Consider the following 17,665-nt stretch of genomic DNA (forward strand, 5'->3'; position numbering starts at 1 on the left):
CTTACCACTCGTCTTTTATTTTTTCCTATTTTACCACATTTCCTAATAAATACTAGTTCCAAACCAGCATTTACAATCTGCCACAGGCATGATACAATGAATAACATCAGATATACGAAGGAGAACTTATGAAAAAGAATATCTTGACGACCCTTGTAGCTGCTCTTGTCTACTTTCTCTGTATCGGAGTGGGGGTTCTACTAGGGAACCTTGTCGACCACACTGGAAATATGTTTTACGCCCCTGCCTTTTCTGCTCTTGTGGGTGGTAGCGTCTATATAATCCTTTTAGCAAAAGTGCCTCGTTTTGGAGCGATTACTACGATTGGACTTGTAATTTCTCTATTTTTCCTCGGGAGCAAGCATGGTGCTGGAGCCTTTCTGCCAGGAATCATCTGTGGACTTGTGGCAGATGGTATTGCTCATCTTGGCCACTACAAAGATAAGATTAAGAACCTTCTTTCCTTCCTAGTTTTTGCTTTTGGTACTACTGGTCCCATCCTACTCATGTGGTTGACACCTCAAGCTTACATAGCAACCCTAGTTGCTCGTGGAAAATCTCAGGACTATATTGATCGCATCATGGTCGCTCCTAATCCTGGTACTATCCTTCTCTTTGTAGCAAGTGTCCTCATTGGTGCTTTACTTGGTGCCTTGATCGGACAAAAACTTAGTAAGAAGTTTGCAGACAAAATGTGATAGAAAAAGAAGCACACGGCTCTCAGAAGGTAGACAAATCCTTTCGGTAATTTTACTACATCTTGAAAACTCTTAGAAATGCTGAAACATGCCATTTTTAAGAGTTTTTTATTTTCTCTAGTAAAAGAAAAAGATTGAAGAAAATTGTCCAAAATTGACTTTTTCTTCAATCTGAGAGCTAGCTGGCTCTTTTTTTTATTTATGACTTAATTTCTTGGTCAAAAAGTCTCCCAAGAACTGAATTGTAAAGATAATCAGGATAATGATGAGAGTCGCAAGGACTGTTACATCATGATTGAAACGGTTAAATCCGTAGGCGATAGCTACGTTACCGATACCACCTGCTCCGACCGCTCCCGCCATGGCTGTTTCACCGACTAGTGAAATCAAGGTTACAGTCGTCACACGGATCAAGTCTGGAAGACCTTCTGATAGGTAAACACCAACGATATCCCAGAAGGTCGCTCCACTAGCTTGAGCTGCCTCAATGACACCACCATCTAGCTCAGCCAATACCACCTGTACTTGACGGGCAAAGAAGGCAAAGACTGCAAAAGATAGGGGTACGATAGCCGCATTTGGACCAATGCTTGTTCCTACGATTAGATGAGAAAAGGGTGACAAGACTGCCAAGAGAATGATAAATGGTACCGCACGGAAAATAGAGGTAATCTTATCCAAAATCCAGAAAACAACTTTATTTTCCAAGACACCACCTGGAGCTGTCAAGACAAGGAAAAGCCCTGCAACCAGTCCTAGGAAACCTCCGATGATAAAGGAAAGAACCGTCATATAAAGAGTCAAGTAGATAGCTGTTCCCCAGCCAGCTTGACCAGACCAACCCATCTTGTAGACGTTTGGTAAGTATGCTTTAATTAATTCTGCCATCTTACTGTCCTCCCTTCAATACTTTTAGTTGCACACCTGCCTGACGGATGGCCTCTTGAGCGCTTGCCAAGGCTTCTTTTTCCCCTGACAAGACAACCACAAGCTCACCAACAGGAGTACCATCCAAAATTTCGATGTTTCCATAGAGAATATTGGCTGTTACTTGGTAGTGCTTATACAATTCATTTAAAAGTGGCTCATCTGTAGAAGCTCCTGCATACTTGAGTTGTACCAGAATACTATTATCAGATAAGTGCTCTACGATTTCTTGTTTCTCAATCTTGACCATAGCTTCGTCAATACCTGTGGCTGTTGAGATGAAGTCTTGAGTCAAAGGTTGTTTAGGGTCTGAGAAGATTTCAAGAACGCTACCTTCTTCAATCAAGCGACCGTCTTGCATAACGGCTACACGGTTAGCAATGTCTTTGACAATCTGCATCTCGTGTGTAATCAAGACAACGGTCAAACCTAGTTTTTGGTTCAAATCTTGCAGCAAAGCTAAGATTTGCTTGGTTGTCTTAGGGTCAAGGGCAGAAGTTGATTCATCTGAAATCAAGATTTTTGGATCATTTGCCAAGGCACGCGCAATAGCCACACGTTGTTTTTGACCTCCAGAAAGCTGCGAAGGGTAGTTTTCGGCACGGTCCGCAAGACCAACCAAGTCAAGCAGTTTAGCTACTTTAGCCTTCTTTTCTTCCTTGCTGAGACCAGAGTGTTTGAGGGCAAAGGCTACATTCTCCTCTGCCGTCTTCTGACTCATCAGGTTGAAATGCTGGAAAATCATCCCGATATCCTGACGTTTACGACGCAACTGCTCGGCCGTCAAGGTCACCTTGCCATCAAAAATCACATCGTCATCAATGGTAATTTTGCCTGCAGATGGCTTTTGTAAGAGGTTAATAACACGAACTAGGGTTGATTTCCCTGCTCCAGAATATCCAACGATTCCGTAGATATCCCCTTCTTGAATGTGAATGGTCACATCCTTGACCGCTGTGATTGTTCTTTTCTTTTGGTGAAAAGTCACATCGATCTGATCTAACTTAATAATATCTCTACTCATAGCTTCTAATCAGCTCCTCTACTAATTCAATATGGGTATAATAATCGGCGATTCGCACATTTTCATCTCCACCATGGTCTCGGCTATTAGCATTTCCAAGCCCAAAGGCAACCATGGGTACTTCTAAGGCATCAAATACCGTATGCATAGGTCCTGTCCCAGCTGTAGTCGGCAAGACTGAAACGCCCTGTGGATAGAATTTCTTGGCCAACTCGATCACATTGAGAATGGCTAGCGCACTCATATCGCTCCGATAGCTCATCTCACCCAAGGTATAGTACAATTCTACCTTATCAAAGCCGTTTTTGTCTAGTTGTTTCCGGATTTTATCCAAAACATCATGTGGTTCCAAGCCTGGAACCAATCTAACTTCTAGCTTGGCACTAGCCTCAGCCGGTAGAATCGTTTTAACTCCTTGCCCCTGATAACCAGACTGGATCCCTTCGATATTGAGTGCTGGTTCAAAGAAGAAACGTTTGAGAAAGGCTGTACGTTCCTCTTGTAAAAGTGGCAATTCCAAGCCATAAATCTGGCTGATTTCCTCTGGATTGCGTTGGGCATAGGTTTCAACCAAGGCTAACTCACGTTCGTTCGGTTCCTGCACATCATCGTACAAACCTTCTACCAAAATACGCCCATCAGCAGCACGAAGACTGGTCAAGGCTTGGATCAGGTACCAGGGAGCTGACTCCACAATACCACCATAGCTAGAATGGATATCGACGTCTGCACTCTTGACCTTGGCATCAAAGGTCACAATTCCCTTGTTTCCACCAGAGATTTCTAACTGTTCTAAGGCATTCTTGGTCCCTTGCTCCCAGATCAATAAATCTGCCCCACGGAGTTTATCTGCATGTTTTTCTAGATATTTATCTAAGTCCATAGAGGCAGACTCTTCAGCTCCTTCCATGATGAAGCTGATATTGACAGGCAGATCATCATGATGTTGCATATATTTTCTCAAAGCACTCAAACGAGCTGTGATATGCCCCTTGTCATCATCAACCCCGCGTCCATACATGATGCCATCACGCACAGAAAGCGTAAATGGATCCTCTGTCCAGACTTGGTCGCTATCCGCAGGTACTGTGTCATAGTGGTTGTAGAAAATGATAGTCTTGGCATTTGGACGTGAACTTTTAAAATGCGCCATGACAAAGGGTGCCGTATAACTCTCATCAATCTCGACCTCTGCACCTACACGCTTGAAGATCTCGCCTAGATAACGAGCCACCTCTTTAAGGCCGACTTGTTGGGCAAAGACTGATTTTTTAGAAATCAGGGTACGCAAAACTTCAAAGTAATGTTGCGCTACATGATCCTTTTCAAACTTTTCAATTTGTTCTTCTTGGCTAGGGAAAACCATTTTCTCTCTACCTTTCTACTAGGACTTGTACCTTTGGAATCAATACAAGTGGATATTCCTTTTCTTTAGTCTCTATATAAAAGCAAGAGGTGGAAAAATCTCTCCCACCTCCCTGTGTTTATTACCAAACTGGTTGATCCAAGCCGTCTGAAGTTTCTTCGATAACTTTTTTCACTTCATCAGTGTGGTAAGCTGCGATAATTTTCTTGATTGCATCAGCTTTAGGTGATGATTCCCAATCTTTTTTCGCAACGATGATGTTGTACCATTGTTTTGAGTTTTCGTCAGCTTGCTCTTTAAAGAGTGCTTTCTTGTAGTCCAATTTTGCTTCTGTAACAAAAGTGTTGTTGACAACAGCCGCATCAACGGATGACAATGAACGAGCTGTTTGGCTTGCGTCTAATTCAGTGATTTTCAAGTTCTTTGGATTTTCTGTGATGTTTGCGATTGTCGCAAGCGCAGTTCCTGAAACGTCCAATTTGATCAAACCAGCTGATTGAAGAAGGTAAAGAGCACGACTTTCGTTAGTAGCATCGTTAGGTACAGCGATTTCTCCGTTTGCTGGGATTTCTTCCACTTTAGTGTACTTGTTTTCTTCTCCGTTTTTACCTGAGTAAAGGCGGATTGGTGAGATATAAGTATCTGCAATCGCTACAAGATCTTTACCGTTTTCTTTGTTCCAGTTGTTCAAGAAGTTATAGTGTTGGAATGCGTTCAAGTCTACTTCACCATCAGCAGTTGCTTTGTTTGGTTGTGAGTAGTCTGTAAACTCTGTGAATTCCAATTTAATTCCGTCTTTTTCAACCAATTCTTGAACTTTGTCCCAGCGTGCTTCTTCTGAACCGCTACGGTTAACAGTCGCAATTTTAACTGTAGTTGCATTGTCTGCTTTCTTTTCTGAATTTCCGCAAGCTGCAAGTGCAAGGCCTGCTACTGTAGCGATAGCTGCTACGCCTAACCATTTTTTGATTTTCATGATTCGTTCTCCTTTAAAAATAATACTGTAATAGTATCTCATACTTTATTTGATTTAGCAAATTGTTATTAGATAGGCAGGGTTATAGTTTGAAACTATAGGCCTAAAAATTACAAAATCATCCACCTACGAGAGAATGGATGATTTACAAACTTATTTAATATCAGCTTCTGCTGGAAGGTAAGAACCACCAAAGAATTGTTGAGATAATTTTTCAAGAGTTCCGTCTTTGTATAGTTCTTGGATGCGTTTGTCAACAAATGATTTCAATTCATCTTGACCTTTTGCAAGAAGTGGGTAAACGTAAGGTTGTTGGTCGCTTGGAAGTTCGATGACTTTCAAGTTATCCAAACCTTGGTTTTTGATAACTGTTTCTACACCGATTTTATCAAAAATCTTGTAGTCGAATTGTCCGTCGCTCAAACGTCCCATGATTTGTTGGAAGTCAGCTTTTGTGTAGTTAAGGACAGTTGGGTTATCTGCGTGTTGTTTGTTGTATTCTTCCAATTGTTTAGCTGATGTTGTTCCTTGAACGACTTCAGTAGATTTTCCACCGATATCATCAAGCGACTTGATACTGTTATCATCTTTCTTAACTACGAGAACGTTAGGATTTTTAGCAGTTGGTGCTGCGTAAAGGTACTTTTCTGCACGTTCTTTAGTGTAGCTGATGTTGTTAACTGCCATTTGGTAACGATCTGCGTCAAGACCTGCAAAGATACCTGACCATTCTGTCTTTTCAAACTTGACAGTATACTTGTCAGAGTCTTTAAAGATAGCGCGAACAACCTCAATCTCAAAACCAGTCAACTCACCGTTTTCTTCATAGTTAAATGGTTTTGGTGACGCGTTAGTTGCTACGACGATTTCTTTCTTATCAGATGTTGCTTCACCAGATGCCGCCTCTTTCTTTTCACCACCTGAGCAAGCTGCCAATACACCTGCGGCTACAAGCCCTAGGGCAGCAAGTGATGAATATTTAACGATTTTTTTCATGATATTTCCTCCAAAATAGAATACAATCTTATCTTAACAGAAAAAAAGGAATTACGCTATTATATGATTTCTATATTTGTGATAGGTTTTCTTTATGGCTGATTAAAAGACCAAACGTAGGACTGCTATCAAGACCACCCCAAAGAGAACAGTCCCTACCAGATTGCGATAGCGAAAGGCTACAAAAGCCGTTGGAAAGACTGCTAAAAAGTCTAACCACTTTATCTGCGGAAGGCTTCCAACTTTTCCTGTCACAACACTTGAAAGAATCAATGCAAAGATAATAGAAACTGGTAGAAATTTTAAAAAACGCTCGACAATAGGTGGCAAACCCTTGTACTTGGCTAAGATGAATGGAATCATTCTTGGAATCCAAGTCACCAAACCAGAAAAGACGATTGCCATTAAAATATACTTACTGACCATCCAAGACCACCCCCATGGTACAACCTAGCAAGGTCGCAAACAAGACAGCTAATGACTGAGACACCACCGTCAAGAGCAAAAAGAAAGATACAGCTACAACCGCTAAAATTATGAAGAGATTGCGCAAAGGAATCCGTTTTTGCATAATCTGAAACTGGGAAGAAAAAATCCCAATAAACATCCCCACTAGGGCAAAATCTAAGCCAAAAATTTCTGGATTTGGTAGAAGTCCACCTAGAGCAGTTCCGACTACGGTTCCGACAAACCAAGCTACATAGCTGTTAAGATTGTTCCCGTGCATCCACATGGGGTTAACCTTATCCGTATGCACCAACTCGCCCATCAAAACGCCATAGGTCTCATCAGTCAAGAGGCTAGACATACTGATGTTTTGCCAAAGACTGGTATGGCGAAAATAGGTCGACGCATGCAAACTCAGCAAAAAGAGGCGCAGATTAATCAAAAAGACCGTCATGGCAATAGCAGCTACTGGAGCTTGAACTGCTATCAAGGCTATCATAGCAAACTGGGCACTTCCAGCATAGACAAAGAGACTCATTAGGCCCATTTCTACTGGTGTTACATAGGGAGATCCGATAATTCCACAGGCAAGGCCAATACTAACATAACCCAGAGCCGTCGGCATGGCTGCCTGCACACCTTCCCAAAATCCTTTTTCTTTCATAAACTTCCTCACTAATCATTCCTTCAGCAACTGCTTTTCAAACAGTCACAGCAAACATTATTATAACATATTCGTAAAATAGAACAAAGTCTGCTGATTGATAAGAACAGAAAAAGACTGGGAGGCCAGTCTTACGATGCAACTTATAAACTATTTTAGATTTAGTACCCAAATACCAATAAACTAACAACGATTAAAAATGTATTCCACAAGATATGAAGAGCCATTGACCAATACACTGAATGAGTATAACGAAATAGCATAGAGAGTAGCATACCTGCACCTGCATAAACGATGAAGTCTGTTAACACCCATCCATATTGTAAAACATGGATGAGACTAAAGAGTGTGGAGGAAACGACGACATCAACATAATACTTTTTAAATTTGGACAACGCCGTCATTAGAAGCCCACGAAAAACCAACTCTTCAACGATAGGAGCAATGAGACTGCCATAGAGAATGCGCATTATAAAGTAACTAATTCCTGTCAAGTTAGCAGCTTCTTTCATCATTTCGCTCCCATTTTGCGTGCTAGGAAAAATCAGAGTCGTTATATTTACCCACACAAACATCAGTATAAAGAAAAGAAAGAAGACACCCAGATAAGCCCAACGGAACTGGAAACGACCGCATTCTCTCCAACCTTGACTCTTTACAAGAACCACTGTAGCAGCAATCCCCTCAAGAACTATCAATAAAATTTGCAAGCCATAAAATCCAAAATCTGATAATTGGTTAACAAATTCTAACCTTGCTACAAAATTAAAAATCAAGTAATAGGTGGCTATGATCAAAACAGTTGTCAAGTAGAATTTCCTGTCTTTCCCTTTCATCATTGATACTTTTCTATTTTATTTACATCGTCTCTCAGCCAAACCTCTCCAGAGTCCTTTTATCCAATCAAAATCACCACGATGAGGACATATCCCTTTATTTATGATTCTTAAAATCCACTAAAATAACAAAGGCAGAATTTGACCAATGGCATTATCAACTATATGCAGTCCAATAGACCAATAAATAGACTTTGTCACTCTAAAAAAGACTGCCATTATTAGACCACCACCCATATATACGAAAAAGTCTGTCAAGACCCAACCATGACTACTGATATGCAAGATTCCAAATAAAGCAGCCGAACCAAGCACATCCAGTCCCCACTTCTTCCCTTTTTCCAGAGCTGTCATCACCAATCCACGATAGATCATCTCTTCAAAAATGGGACCTGCGATCACTGGATAGAAAAAATACATCAAAAATGCAGTAAGACCTGTAAAAGTAGGAAGATCCAGTTGATAAGAAATTTCATTTTGGGTGGACGGGAAAATAAAAAATGTAACGAAATTCCAAACAAAAAAAGCTAGAAGAGCTAAAAAGAAATAGAAAAGATAGGACCATTTAAATTTTCTGCTATTGATTTGTTGCCATTTTCCTGACCAAATCATGGCAACAAGAGCAAGCAAAACCACAAGAAAATTCAACATCATATTCGAAAAATAATAGCCAAAATCAGATAGACCAGCAGCCAAGTCGCTGTGTAAAACCAGACGGATGAAGAACTGGTCCGCAATGATAAGTAGAATGGCTACAAAAAAGTAGTAGCGTGAGATTATCTTTTTCATATATCACCCTTCTAAAATCCAAACACCAATAAGCTAACAATAAGCAAGAAGGTATTCCATGAAGCATGTAAAGCTATGGTCCAATAAATAGAGCGTGTACAGCGAAACATCATGCAAAATATCAAGCCCATTACAAAGTAGAGTATGAAATCTGTCGTTATCCAACCATGCTGTAAAACATGCATAGCGCCAAATATGCCAGCAGAAACAAGAACATCAATATAGTAGTTTTTAAATTTAGACAAGCTTGTCATCAAAAAACCACGACACACGATTTCTTCTGCTATAGGTGCGATAAGGCTACCGTAAAGTACACGCGTAATAAAATAGCTAATTCCTGTCAAACTGGTGGCTATTTCCACTACCGTACTTCCATTTTGCGTACGAGGAAAGATACGTGTTGCTAGATTTGCCCACACAAATAATAAGAAAAAAGAAAGAAAGAAAACACCTAGGTAAGACCAACGAAACTGGAAACGACCGCACTCTTTCCAATGTTCACTTTTGACAAAAATAATTGTAGATACAGTTCCCAGGATAAGTACTAATAAAACCTGGAACACATAGTAGATCTCATCAGACAAAGCTACAGTAAAATCTAAGTCTGGTATGACATTAAAAATGAGGTAATAGGTCAAAAGCAACAAGCCAGTTGCTAGATGAAATTTCATTTCTTTCATTTTCTTCATTTAATTACTTCCTATACTATTTTACCGACGACGTCTTAACCACTCACCTGTTGGCTCTACAGCCCAATCAAAAGCACCACGATGAGGACTCTTCACTTGATTTATGATTCTCAAAATCCTCTAAAATAACAAAGGAAGTATATGCCCGATACCGTTATAGACTATATGCAGTCCAATAGACCAATAAATAGACTTTGTCACTCTAAACAAGACCGCAAATATGATACCGCCACCCATATATACGAAAAAGTCTGTCAAGACCCAACCATAATCACTAATATGCAGAATTCCAAATAAAGCAGCAGAACCAAGCACGTCCAGTCCCCATTTTTTCCATTTTTCCAAAGCGGTCATCACCAATCCACGATAAATCATCTCTTCAAAAATGGGACCTGCAATCACAGGATAGAAAAAATACATCAAAAATGCCGTAGCTCCTGTAAAAGTCGGAACAGCGAGTTGGTAAGCAAGTCCATTTTGGGTAGGTGGGAATAGGAAAAATGTAACAAAATTCCAAATAAATAATGCAAGAAAAGCTAAAAAAGAATAAAAAAGATAGGATCCTTTAAATTTTCTACTGTTGATTTGTTGCCATTTTCCTGCCCAAATCATGGCAACAAGAGCAAGCAGAACCACAAGAAATTTCAACATCATATCCGAAAAATAATAGCCAAATTTAGATAGACCAGCAGTAAAATCGTTGTTTAAAACCAGACCACTGAAGTACTGGTAAACAATGACAAGTAGAATGGCTACAAAAAAGTAGTAGCGTGAGATGATCTTTTTCATTCTTTTTTCTCCTATACTATGGAATGAAGACAGTATAACACGAAAAATTCCATATTTTTAAAAATCGCATATTTGACATTTTTTCTGATAGGAATTTCACATTTGCGATTTCTAACTAATCGATAAGTGCTTTGTATTGCTGTAAACGTAATTCAAAAAGTGCTGATAATTGTGGGTTTTCTAATATTTGCAGAGATTGGATAAAGTGTTCAATCTCTTTTTGATTGCTTCCCTTGGTTTGAAGGAAAACACTCAATTTCTTTAAAAATTGCCATGATACTTTCTCAAAAACATCATACGGACGGAGCATACTCTCCAACTCGGACTCAAAGATTGGGATGTAAGAGAAAAGTTTGCGCTCCATAAGCTCTGAGATGATATTGAGAAAGCCACTTTTCATATACAGTCTATTGTGTGCCAATTCTTTAAATTCCTTTGATTTTTCGAGTAAGGAGGTTGATAAAAAGATCAGATCTTGATTGCTCAAAAAAGGCATGGTATTGCAAAAAATATAGAGTTCAAACCAGGTCCAAGACTCGATAGCATAGAGATAGGTGGTTAAAAACTCGCTATCCTCCTCTGCTAGCGGATAGCTTTTATCTAGTGAATGGATAGCATCTTTAATCACAATAGAGTTCAAACGGCGATAAGTCTGCGCCATCTGTTCTTGCTCAATTTCTTTCAACAATTGTTCTAAGCCAGCTATATCTTGATGGGCAAAGCGATCCACAACCCTTCTACCAAATCGCATATGTGGAGACTCTTGGTAGTTGTTGAGCTTGTGCCCAAACTCATCGAAGGTCACATTGATCCCTTGGATAGCTAGGATCAACTTATCTGCAGATAGCATAGACTGCCCTAACTCAAACTTGGATAGCTGAGAGGCTGTTAGTCCAGCACAAGCCACATCTGACTGCTTGAGCTTTCTCGCCAAACGTAATTCCTTGTAAAATTCTCCTAATTCCTGTTTTTCAATCATGGTCAAACTCCCTTTTTAAGATTCCCTTTACTATTCTATTCGTAAAAACTTTTACTTTTTTAACATATTATAAAATATTTTAGCAAAAAAGCCAGCTTCAAGCTGACTTTTTATTCTATAGTATCAAAAGCAAGACTTGGTTTGGCGTTTAGCTCCAAGCCTGCAAAGTTTTCTTTGTTCCACTCGCTAACGCTGGCATAGGCAATCATACCCGCATTGTCTCCACAGAGACGCAGGGGTGGAATGATGACCTTAACGTCAGTGATTTCAGCTGCCAAGCGTTCTCTTAATCCTTTGTTAGCTGCTACACCACCAGCCACAACTAGAGTTTTAACAGGGTATTTTTCTAAGGCCTTCTTGGTTTTTGCCATGAGAATATCCATAACTGCTGCTTGGAAGGAAGCCGATAGGTCTTCCTTGGACAAGCTTTCTCCCTTTTGCTCAGCATTGTGGTGAAGATTGATAAAGGCAGATTTCAAACCTGAGAATGAGAACTCCAGATTATCTTCCTTAATCATGGCACGTGGGAAATCATAAATATCCTGACCTTGGTGGGCTAACTCGTCAATCTCCCGACCTGCTGGATAGGTCAAGCCCATGACACGACCGACCTTGTCATAGGCTTCACCAACCGCATCATCACGAGTTTCACCAACAATCTTATAATCACCAGCCTCAGAAACATAGACCAACTCTGTGTGTCCACCACTGACTAATAGAGCTAGTAAGGGGAATTCCGAGGGCTCGACACTTTGAGCTGCCATGAGGTGGCCAGCCATGTGGTTAACGGGAATTAGAGGTAGTCCATGTGCCCAGGCAAAAGCCTTGGCAGCTGACAAACCAACTAGCAAGGCTCCGACCAAGCCTGGTCCATAAGTAACCGCAACAGCTGTTACATCTTCTTCTGTAATCCCTGCTTCTGCCAGCGCCTCCTCGATACAGGCTGTAATGACCTCAACATGGTGACGACTAGCCACTTCAGGAACTACGCCCCCAAAACGTTTGTGACTCTCAATTTGACTAGCAATGACATTGGACAAGAGCTCATCATCGTTTTTTAAGACAGCGACACTGGTCTCATCACAGGATGTCTCGAATGCTAAAATATATCTATCCTTCATCTATTTCTCTCTTCATGATAATGGCGTCCTCAACTGGATTATGGTAATAGGCCTTTCTCTCAGCGATGACTGCCATTTTTTCTTTCTTGTAAAATGCTTGCGCTCGGTGGTTGGACTTTCTGACTTCGAGGAAAATTTCCTTATCTATTGGCAAAGTTGCAAACAAGACCGAGGCTATCCCCTGACCTTGATAGGCTTTTTTGACAGCAATTTGCAAGACTTCTGCTTCAAAAAGATTCTCCTGAACAGCTAAAAAACCTATCACTTCTATCCCTTCGTAAGCCAATGCATACCAAGTCTGGTCTTGAGACAGGTCTGCTTGGATTTGTTCCAGAGTCCAAGGACTAACTGGATAAACATCTGCCATAACAGCATAGATGGCTTGTGCCAAGTCAGGCTGCTGGTGGATTCGTTTAATCTCTATCATAGGCGTTTAATGTAAGATTCGCCAGACTCCGTATGGTTTTTAAGCCAGTTTTCCTCAGCTTCGACACGCTTGAGGTAATTCGGCACAAAGTCGTGCAAGGAGTCTGCTTCCTTGTCCCAGGCCCAAAGAGCAAGATTGGCTGCGTTTGGTAAGGTTTCTAGATAGTTGGCTTGTGGCAATTGTTCTTGGATTTGATCCACAAAGGCTCCAACTTCACCGACAAAGGCTACCTGCTCAGCATCCTTGACTTTTTCTAACACCCCTTCAAAAGATAGGTGCGCTTCTGGAAAGACTGGCTGGGCATTTTCATAAAATCCTGCATACACATTGTTACGGCGTGCGTCCATCAAAGGGACAACCAAACCTTCCTGCTGGCTCGGCACCAGGGCTAAAAGACTTGACATCCCAACTAACTCGATGTTCAGAGTATGAGCCAGCGTCTTAGCAGTTGCTACTGCGATTCGCAAGCCTGTGTAGCTACCTGGCCCCTCTGCCACTACGATTCGATCCAAATCCTTAGGTGTCAAATCCAAACTTGCCATCAAAAAATCGATGGCAGGCATAAGGGTAATACTGTGATTTTTCTTGATATTGATTGTCGTCTCGGCAAGAAGCTGCTTGTCCTCTAAAATAGCAAGAGAGAGAGCCTTGCTGGACGTATCAAAAGCTAATACTTTCATAACACATTCCTATCTTTTTGTCTGCTTACTATTATACTACAAAAGAAGGCACATGGGAATTTTCTTTGTTTTGTATCAAAAATCACAGTGAAAAGAAATCTTCAAAAAAATCGCAACTTTTCCTTTTCGTTTCCGAATATAAAAGTGAACAAGAAAAAAGGAGGAAAGTTCAATGACAAATTTCGAAAATATTGACAATCAATTTGTATCGCTATCTGAAAATGAATTATCAGATATTGATGGTGGTCTCGCTCCCTTGGTTATCTTTGGTGTAGCAGTTTCTTGGAAAGCTGTTGCTGGCGGAACAGCACTTGTAGGCTCTGGCTTAGCAGCTGGTTATTTTTTAGGAGGTTAGTATGATTAAAGATTTAGACAAATATCATGAAATTTCCAATAAAGAATTGCAAGAAATCAAGGGTGGTTTTGGTGTAGGTGTTGGTATAGCTTTATTTATGGCAGCTTATACCATTGGAAAAGATCTCCGTAAAAAGTTTGGATAAGTCATGCTAGATAAAAGACACATTTATAGAAGGATGAATTTTATTTTCTTCATATCTTACAGTTTAATCAGTATTCTCAACGATTTAAGCATTACTACTATACCATTGCCAATTGATTTATCTGTTTGTATTGTCTTATTTTTATGCTTCAACTCTTTTTTTGAACAAAGCAATCATAACTGTAAAAATAAGGATAGGGCCTGAAAATATAACCTCTGTTTGAGGAAAAATTGGACACCGAATTTGAGAAAAAGTTGAAAAATCCACCCTATCTTAATAGTTGGGATGGATTTTTTTTGTAACTAGATTCGCTATCTTTTTATACCAGATATTCGTTCAATCAGCAGATATAAATAAACAACTGAAGTTAAGTATTCAAACCAAAGTAAAATACAAACCAGACCACATAAGTCACAAGGAGAAGGAAAAACGAATACAGAGTCACGAAGCTAATCTTCCAAAAGAATTTGGCTTTCCGATACTCTAGCCGAGTATACAAAACATTTCCTCCGTAAACACAGGCAACAAAAATCATAAAAGCTACCAAACGAATACCGATAGCAAAAGAAAATAAGTTATACATAGGGCAACCTCCTTGGTATAGAAACGTCTCTGCTAACTTTATTATAGCACTTGCATCTGAAGTCTTCAAATACTTATACAAGGCAAAATGAAACCCATTTCAAGCTCCTTACTTCCATGTTTCCTGCTTTTACTAATTCCCCTTTTTATGTTATAATTGAGATAATTGTAACGAATCAAGGTCAATAAAGACAAAAAATGAACTGGAATCAAACCAGCTTCAAACTGAGCATTTTTGAATAAAGCTGACCTTAAAGCAGAAAGGAAACATATGATTTACAAAGTTTTTTATCAAGAAACAAAAGACCGTAGCCCACGTCGTGAAACAACACGCTCACTATACTTAGACATCGATGCTAGTTCAGAACTTGAAGGACGTATCGCTGCTCGCCAACTTGTCGAAGAAAATCGTCCAGAATATAATATCGAGTATATCGAACTCTTGTCTGACAAATTGCTAGACTACGAAAAAGAAACTGGCGCATTCGAAATTACGGAGTTCTAATATGGCCTACACTCTTAAACCAGAAGAAGTTGGCGTTTTTGCTATTGGTGGTCTAGGAGAAATCGGTAAAAATACATACGGAATCGAATATCAAGACGAAATTATCATCGTTGATGCAGGGATTAAATTCCCTGAGGATGACCTGCTTGGTATCGACTACGTTATCCCTGATTACTCTTATATTGTAGAAAATATCGACCGCGTCAAGGCTCTCTTGATTACACACGGACACGAGGACCATATCGGAGGGATTCCTTTCTTGCTCAAGCAAGCAAACATCCCTATCTATGCAGGTCCACTGGCCCTTGCCTTAATCCGTGGAAAACTCGAAGAGCATGGACTTTTGCGTAATGCTACACTTCACGAAATCAACCACAACACGGAGTTGACCTTTAAAAACCTTAAAGCAACTTTCTTTAGAACAACCCACTCGATTCCAGAACCATTGGGAATTGTCATCCACACACCTCAAGGGAAAATCGTCTGTACGGGAGACTTCAAGTTTGACTTTACACCAGTTGGTGAACCTGCAGACTTGCACCGCATGGCAGCTCTAGGTGAAGATGGAGTACTTTGTTTGCTCTCTGACTCGACCAATGCTGAAGTGCCAACCTTTACAAACTCTGAAAAGGTTGTCGGCCAGTCGATCATGAAGATTATCCAAGGTATCGAGGGACGTATCATCTTTGCATCCTTCGCCTCAAATATCTTCCGTCTCCAACAAGCTACTGACGCTGCTGTTAAAACAGGTCGTAAGATTGCTGTCTTTGGACGCTCTATGGAAAAGGCCATTGTCAACGGGATTGAACTAGGTTACATCAAGGCTCCTAAGGGAACCTTCATCGAACCAAATGAAATCAAAGACTATCCTGCGGGTGAGATTCTGATCCTCTGTACAGGTAGTCAGGGCGAACCTATGGCGGCCCTCTCTCGTATCGCTAACGGAACTCACCGTCAAGTGCAACTCCAACCTGGTGATACTGTTATCTTCTCATCTAGCCCAATTCCAGGAAACACCACTAGCGTTAACAAATTGATTAACATCATTTCTGAAGCTGGTGTTGAAGTCATCCATGGTAAGATTAACAACATCCATACATCTGGACACGGTGGTCAGCAAGAGCAAAAACTTATGCTCCGCTTGATTAAGCCAAAATACTTCATGCCTGTTCACGGTGAATACCGCATGCAGAAAGTCCACGCTGGACTAGCAGTGGATACTGGCGTAGAGAAGGACAATATCTTTATCATGAGTAATGGTGATGTGCTTGCCCTCACTGCAAACTCTGCTCGTATCGCAGGTCATTTCAATGCTCAGGATATCTACGTCGATGGAAATCGTATCGGCGAAATCGGTGCAGCTGTGCTTAAAGATCGTCGTGATTTATCTGAAGATGGTGTTGTACTGGCTGTCGCAACCGTTGACTTCAAGTCTCAGATGATCCTATCTGGACCAGATATCCTCAGTCGCGGATTCGTCTACATGCGCGAATCTGGTGACTTGATCCGCCAAAGCCAACGAATCCTTTTCAATGCAATTCGTATCGCATTGAAAAACAAAGATGCCAGCGTCCAGTCTGTCAATGGCGCTATCGTAAATGCCATTCGACCATTCCTTTATGAAAATACTGAACGTGAACCAATCATCATTCCGATGATTCTCACACCAGATGAAGAATAAGAAAAAATTCTCTGAAATCCTATGACTTCAGAGAATTTTTTTATTTTACAATAAGTTGTACTAATTATTTTTCTTTAATCAACTAGTCTATAAATCCTATCGCTCTCACCGACGCTTGGTCTCAATAGCTTTTTTCACCAAAATCTGTTGATAAGCTTCCATATCTCCGCGTTTCAATGATTCTTCTTCATGAATGGATAATCGCCATTTATAAGCCTGAATTTCCTTATCCAACAACTCCTGAGGTGCGCCAATCAGATTCAAAATAGTCAGACGCTCTTCAATACTCTTTAAAGGATAAACATCTGCAAGATTAACTGTTCTAGTCACACTTGTGGATCGTTTTCTATGAATATAAATGGCTTTATTCATATAGGCAATCTTATCTGCTTGAAGGTAAGCCTTATAGGTCGTATAATCGTCTTCTACCTTCTGATCCGTTGGATAGACAATATCCTTGAAAAGCTCCGCTTTATAGAGTTTTGCCCACGGAACAGTAAAACATTGACTAAGATTATATTTTCCGTCATATTGATGATGGAACCAATCAAAAGGGCTATACACTTGTTCAAAATAGTTATCTGCACCTACATGGATTAAAAAACTTCCCTGATCTTCAATAAACTGAGTGAAATTACCAATTGCAATATCTGCATCCGTTTTTTTCAATAAATCATAAAGGCTTTGGATATGGTCTAACTCTAGCCAATCATCATTATCCACAAAGACAATGTAATCACCTGTCACAGCTTCCAAGGCACGATTGCGACTGGAAGCAACTCCTCCATTTGGCTTATGGTAAACTTTAACACGCGCATCTTGATTTTTATATCGTTGACAAATAGCTGCCGAACCATCAGTTGAACCATCATTGATTAAAATAACTTCAAGATTTTGATAAGTTTGTTGAAGAATGCTATCTAAACATTTTTCAAGATAGGCCTCTGACATATAAACAGGGACGATAACACTTATTTTTTCCATTTTTA

Annotated in this window: 22 protein-coding genes; 5 read left to right on the forward strand and 17 right to left on the reverse strand. The window is 40.2% G+C overall.

Going from position 1 to position 17,665, the window contains the following annotated elements:
* Window positions 1-128: 128 nt before the first annotated feature.
* Window positions 129-698: an MptD family putative ECF transporter S component gene (locus tag ACESOD_RS06880; protein WP_373094610.1), complete on the forward strand. Its 570-nt coding sequence runs from the start codon at window positions 129-131 to the stop codon at window positions 696-698.
* A gap of 195 nt (window positions 699-893) precedes the next feature.
* Here the strand turns inward: ACESOD_RS06880 and ACESOD_RS06885 are convergent, their stop codons facing one another.
* From ACESOD_RS06885 to tsaB, 15 genes are all read right to left on the reverse strand, one after another.
* Window positions 894-1,586: a methionine ABC transporter permease gene (locus tag ACESOD_RS06885; protein ID WP_004250431.1), complete on the reverse strand. Its 693-nt coding sequence runs from the start codon at window positions 1,584-1,586 to the stop codon at window positions 894-896.
* 1 nt (window position 1,587) lies between these two features.
* Entirely contained in the window at window positions 1,588-2,649 is a 1,062-nt protein-coding gene (locus ACESOD_RS06890) for a methionine ABC transporter ATP-binding protein (protein WP_320692657.1), read from the reverse strand.
* Window positions 2,642-4,015 carry a M20 family metallopeptidase gene (locus ACESOD_RS06895; protein ID WP_373094611.1) on the reverse strand — a complete coding sequence of 458 codons (1,374 nt, stop codon included), beginning with the start codon at window positions 4,013-4,015 and terminating at the stop codon, window positions 2,642-2,644. The genes ACESOD_RS06890 and ACESOD_RS06895 overlap by 8 nt, the downstream gene beginning before the upstream one ends.
* Window positions 4,016-4,136: 121 nt before the next feature.
* Window positions 4,137-4,991, reverse strand: coding sequence for a MetQ/NlpA family ABC transporter substrate-binding protein (locus ACESOD_RS06900; RefSeq protein WP_060955091.1), 855 nt, complete (start codon window positions 4,989-4,991; stop codon window positions 4,137-4,139).
* A 153-nt stretch (window positions 4,992-5,144) separates the two neighbouring features.
* A complete protein-coding gene (locus ACESOD_RS06905; protein ID WP_060955090.1) occupies window positions 5,145-5,987 on the reverse strand; it encodes an amino acid ABC transporter substrate-binding protein in 843 nt (280 codons plus the stop codon).
* Window positions 5,988-6,089: 102 nt separating this feature from the next.
* On the reverse strand, window positions 6,090-6,413 hold the full coding sequence (locus ACESOD_RS06910) for an AzlD domain-containing protein (protein ID WP_049548103.1): 324 nt from the start codon (window positions 6,411-6,413) through the stop codon (window positions 6,090-6,092).
* Window positions 6,403-7,098, reverse strand: a complete 696-nt coding sequence (locus ACESOD_RS06915; RefSeq protein WP_373094612.1) for an AzlC family ABC transporter permease — start codon at window positions 7,096-7,098, stop codon at window positions 6,403-6,405. Before ACESOD_RS06915 ends, ACESOD_RS06910 begins: the two co-directional genes overlap by 11 nt.
* Before the next feature lie 161 nt (window positions 7,099-7,259).
* Window positions 7,260-7,934: a CPBP family intramembrane glutamic endopeptidase gene (locus tag ACESOD_RS06920; protein ID WP_373094689.1), complete on the reverse strand. Its 675-nt coding sequence runs from the start codon at window positions 7,932-7,934 to the stop codon at window positions 7,260-7,262.
* Window positions 7,935-8,054: 120 nt separating this feature from the next.
* Complete coding sequence (locus ACESOD_RS06925) at window positions 8,055-8,723, reverse strand: CPBP family intramembrane glutamic endopeptidase (protein ID WP_373094613.1); 669 nt, start codon at window positions 8,721-8,723, stop codon at window positions 8,055-8,057.
* Between the two features lie 11 nt (window positions 8,724-8,734).
* Window positions 8,735-9,412, reverse strand: a complete 678-nt coding sequence (locus ACESOD_RS06930; protein WP_373094614.1) for a CPBP family intramembrane glutamic endopeptidase — start codon at window positions 9,410-9,412, stop codon at window positions 8,735-8,737.
* A gap of 120 nt (window positions 9,413-9,532) precedes the next feature.
* Entirely contained in the window at window positions 9,533-10,201 is a 669-nt protein-coding gene (locus tag ACESOD_RS06935; protein WP_373094615.1) for a CPBP family intramembrane glutamic endopeptidase, read from the reverse strand.
* A 115-nt stretch (window positions 10,202-10,316) separates the two neighbouring features.
* The gene (locus ACESOD_RS06940; protein WP_373094616.1) at window positions 10,317-11,180 is read right to left on the reverse strand and encodes an XRE/MutR family transcriptional regulator; all 864 of its coding nucleotides are present in this window, start codon (window positions 11,178-11,180) and stop codon (window positions 10,317-10,319) included.
* Window positions 11,181-11,290: 110 nt separating this feature from the next.
* Window positions 11,291-12,301 (reverse strand): tRNA (adenosine(37)-N6)-threonylcarbamoyltransferase complex transferase subunit TsaD, encoded by a 1,011-nt coding sequence (tsaD, locus tag ACESOD_RS06945; protein WP_373094617.1) that lies wholly within the window; start codon window positions 12,299-12,301, stop codon window positions 11,291-11,293.
* Window positions 12,291-12,728, reverse strand: a complete 438-nt coding sequence (gene rimI / locus ACESOD_RS06950; protein ID WP_373094618.1) for a ribosomal protein S18-alanine N-acetyltransferase — start codon at window positions 12,726-12,728, stop codon at window positions 12,291-12,293. Before rimI ends, tsaD begins: the two co-directional genes overlap by 11 nt.
* On the reverse strand, window positions 12,725-13,408 hold the full coding sequence (gene tsaB, locus ACESOD_RS06955; protein ID WP_373094619.1) for a tRNA (adenosine(37)-N6)-threonylcarbamoyltransferase complex dimerization subunit type 1 TsaB: 684 nt from the start codon (window positions 13,406-13,408) through the stop codon (window positions 12,725-12,727). The genes rimI and tsaB overlap by 4 nt, the downstream gene beginning before the upstream one ends.
* 172 nt (window positions 13,409-13,580) lie before the next feature.
* Here tsaB and cibA point away from each other — a divergent pair, with 172 nt between their 5' ends.
* Window positions 13,581-13,763, forward strand: coding sequence for a fratricide two-peptide bacteriocin subunit CibA (cibA, locus tag ACESOD_RS06960; RefSeq protein ID WP_049502797.1), 183 nt, complete (start codon window positions 13,581-13,583; stop codon window positions 13,761-13,763).
* A gap of 1 nt (window position 13,764) precedes the next feature.
* Complete coding sequence (locus ACESOD_RS06965) at window positions 13,765-13,908, forward strand: bacteriocin (RefSeq protein WP_000588573.1); 144 nt, start codon at window positions 13,765-13,767, stop codon at window positions 13,906-13,908.
* Window positions 13,909-14,275: 367 nt separating this feature from the next.
* Here ACESOD_RS06965 and ACESOD_RS06970 read toward each other — a convergent pair whose 3' ends face one another.
* On the reverse strand, window positions 14,276-14,491 hold the full coding sequence (locus ACESOD_RS06970; RefSeq protein ID WP_373094620.1) for a hypothetical protein: 216 nt from the start codon (window positions 14,489-14,491) through the stop codon (window positions 14,276-14,278).
* Between the two features lie 270 nt (window positions 14,492-14,761).
* On the opposite strand from ACESOD_RS06970, the gene ACESOD_RS06975 reads away from it, so the two are divergent.
* Together ACESOD_RS06975 and rnjA are read left to right on the forward strand one after the other, a co-directional pair.
* Window positions 14,762-14,995 (forward strand): DNA-dependent RNA polymerase subunit epsilon, encoded by a 234-nt coding sequence (locus ACESOD_RS06975; RefSeq protein ID WP_000639568.1) that lies wholly within the window; start codon window positions 14,762-14,764, stop codon window positions 14,993-14,995.
* A 1-nt stretch (window position 14,996) separates the two neighbouring features.
* Window positions 14,997-16,676 carry a ribonuclease J1 gene (gene rnjA, locus ACESOD_RS06980; RefSeq protein WP_373094621.1) on the forward strand — a complete coding sequence of 560 codons (1,680 nt, stop codon included), beginning with the start codon at window positions 14,997-14,999 and terminating at the stop codon, window positions 16,674-16,676.
* 105 nt (window positions 16,677-16,781) lie between these two features.
* Here the strand turns inward: rnjA and ACESOD_RS06985 are convergent, their stop codons facing one another.
* Window positions 16,782-17,660: a glycosyltransferase family 2 protein gene (locus ACESOD_RS06985; protein ID WP_373094622.1), complete on the reverse strand. Its 879-nt coding sequence runs from the start codon at window positions 17,658-17,660 to the stop codon at window positions 16,782-16,784.
* Window positions 17,661-17,665 lie beyond the last annotated feature (5 nt).

It is taken from the genome of Streptococcus oralis (genome assembly GCF_964238205.1).
GTDB classification, from domain to species: Bacteria; Bacillota; Bacilli; order Lactobacillales; family Streptococcaceae; genus Streptococcus; species Streptococcus oralis_CZ.

Coding starts and splice junctions, on each gene's coding strand:
- ACESOD_RS06920 (WP_373094689.1), bottom strand. CDS start 7,934: ATGAAAGGGAAAGACAGGAAATTCTACTTGACAACTGTTTTGATCATA.
- ACESOD_RS06910 (WP_049548103.1), bottom strand. CDS start 6,413: ATGGTCAGTAAGTATATTTTAATGGCAATCGTCTTTTCTGGTTTGGTG.
- ACESOD_RS06890 (WP_320692657.1), bottom strand. CDS start 2,649: ATGAGTAGAGATATTATTAAGTTAGATCAGATCGATGTGACTTTTCAC.
- ACESOD_RS06895 (WP_373094611.1), bottom strand. CDS start 4,015: ATGGTTTTCCCTAGCCAAGAAGAACAAATTGAAAAGTTTGAAAAGGAT.
- ACESOD_RS06925 (WP_373094613.1), bottom strand. CDS start 8,723: ATGAAAAAGATAATCTCACGCTACTACTTTTTTGTAGCCATTCTACTT.
- ACESOD_RS06900 (WP_060955091.1), bottom strand. CDS start 4,991: ATGAAAATCAAAAAATGGTTAGGCGTAGCAGCTATCGCTACAGTAGCA.
- cibA (WP_049502797.1), top strand. CDS start 13,581: ATGACAAATTTCGAAAATATTGACAATCAATTTGTATCGCTATCTGAA.
- rnjA (WP_373094621.1), top strand. CDS start 14,997: ATGGCCTACACTCTTAAACCAGAAGAAGTTGGCGTTTTTGCTATTGGT.
- ACESOD_RS06915 (WP_373094612.1), bottom strand. CDS start 7,098: ATGAAAGAAAAAGGATTTTGGGAAGGTGTGCAGGCAGCCATGCCGACG.
- ACESOD_RS06935 (WP_373094615.1), bottom strand. CDS start 10,201: ATGAAAAAGATCATCTCACGCTACTACTTTTTTGTAGCCATTCTACTT.
- rimI (WP_373094618.1), bottom strand. CDS start 12,728: ATGATAGAGATTAAACGAATCCACCAGCAGCCTGACTTGGCACAAGCC.
- ACESOD_RS06965 (WP_000588573.1), top strand. CDS start 13,765: ATGATTAAAGATTTAGACAAATATCATGAAATTTCCAATAAAGAATTG.
- ACESOD_RS06985 (WP_373094622.1), bottom strand. CDS start 17,660: ATGGAAAAAATAAGTGTTATCGTCCCTGTTTATATGTCAGAGGCCTAT.
- ACESOD_RS06970 (WP_373094620.1), bottom strand. CDS start 14,491: ATGTATAACTTATTTTCTTTTGCTATCGGTATTCGTTTGGTAGCTTTT.
- tsaB (WP_373094619.1), bottom strand. CDS start 13,408: ATGAAAGTATTAGCTTTTGATACGTCCAGCAAGGCTCTCTCTCTTGCT.
- ACESOD_RS06880 (WP_373094610.1), top strand. CDS start 129: ATGAAAAAGAATATCTTGACGACCCTTGTAGCTGCTCTTGTCTACTTT.
- ACESOD_RS06975 (WP_000639568.1), top strand. CDS start 14,762: ATGATTTACAAAGTTTTTTATCAAGAAACAAAAGACCGTAGCCCACGT.
- ACESOD_RS06885 (WP_004250431.1), bottom strand. CDS start 1,586: ATGGCAGAATTAATTAAAGCATACTTACCAAACGTCTACAAGATGGGT.
- tsaD (WP_373094617.1), bottom strand. CDS start 12,301: ATGAAGGATAGATATATTTTAGCATTCGAGACATCCTGTGATGAGACC.
- ACESOD_RS06905 (WP_060955090.1), bottom strand. CDS start 5,987: ATGAAAAAAATCGTTAAATATTCATCACTTGCTGCCCTAGGGCTTGTA.
- ACESOD_RS06940 (WP_373094616.1), bottom strand. CDS start 11,180: ATGATTGAAAAACAGGAATTAGGAGAATTTTACAAGGAATTACGTTTG.
- ACESOD_RS06930 (WP_373094614.1), bottom strand. CDS start 9,412: ATGAAGAAAATGAAAGAAATGAAATTTCATCTAGCAACTGGCTTGTTG.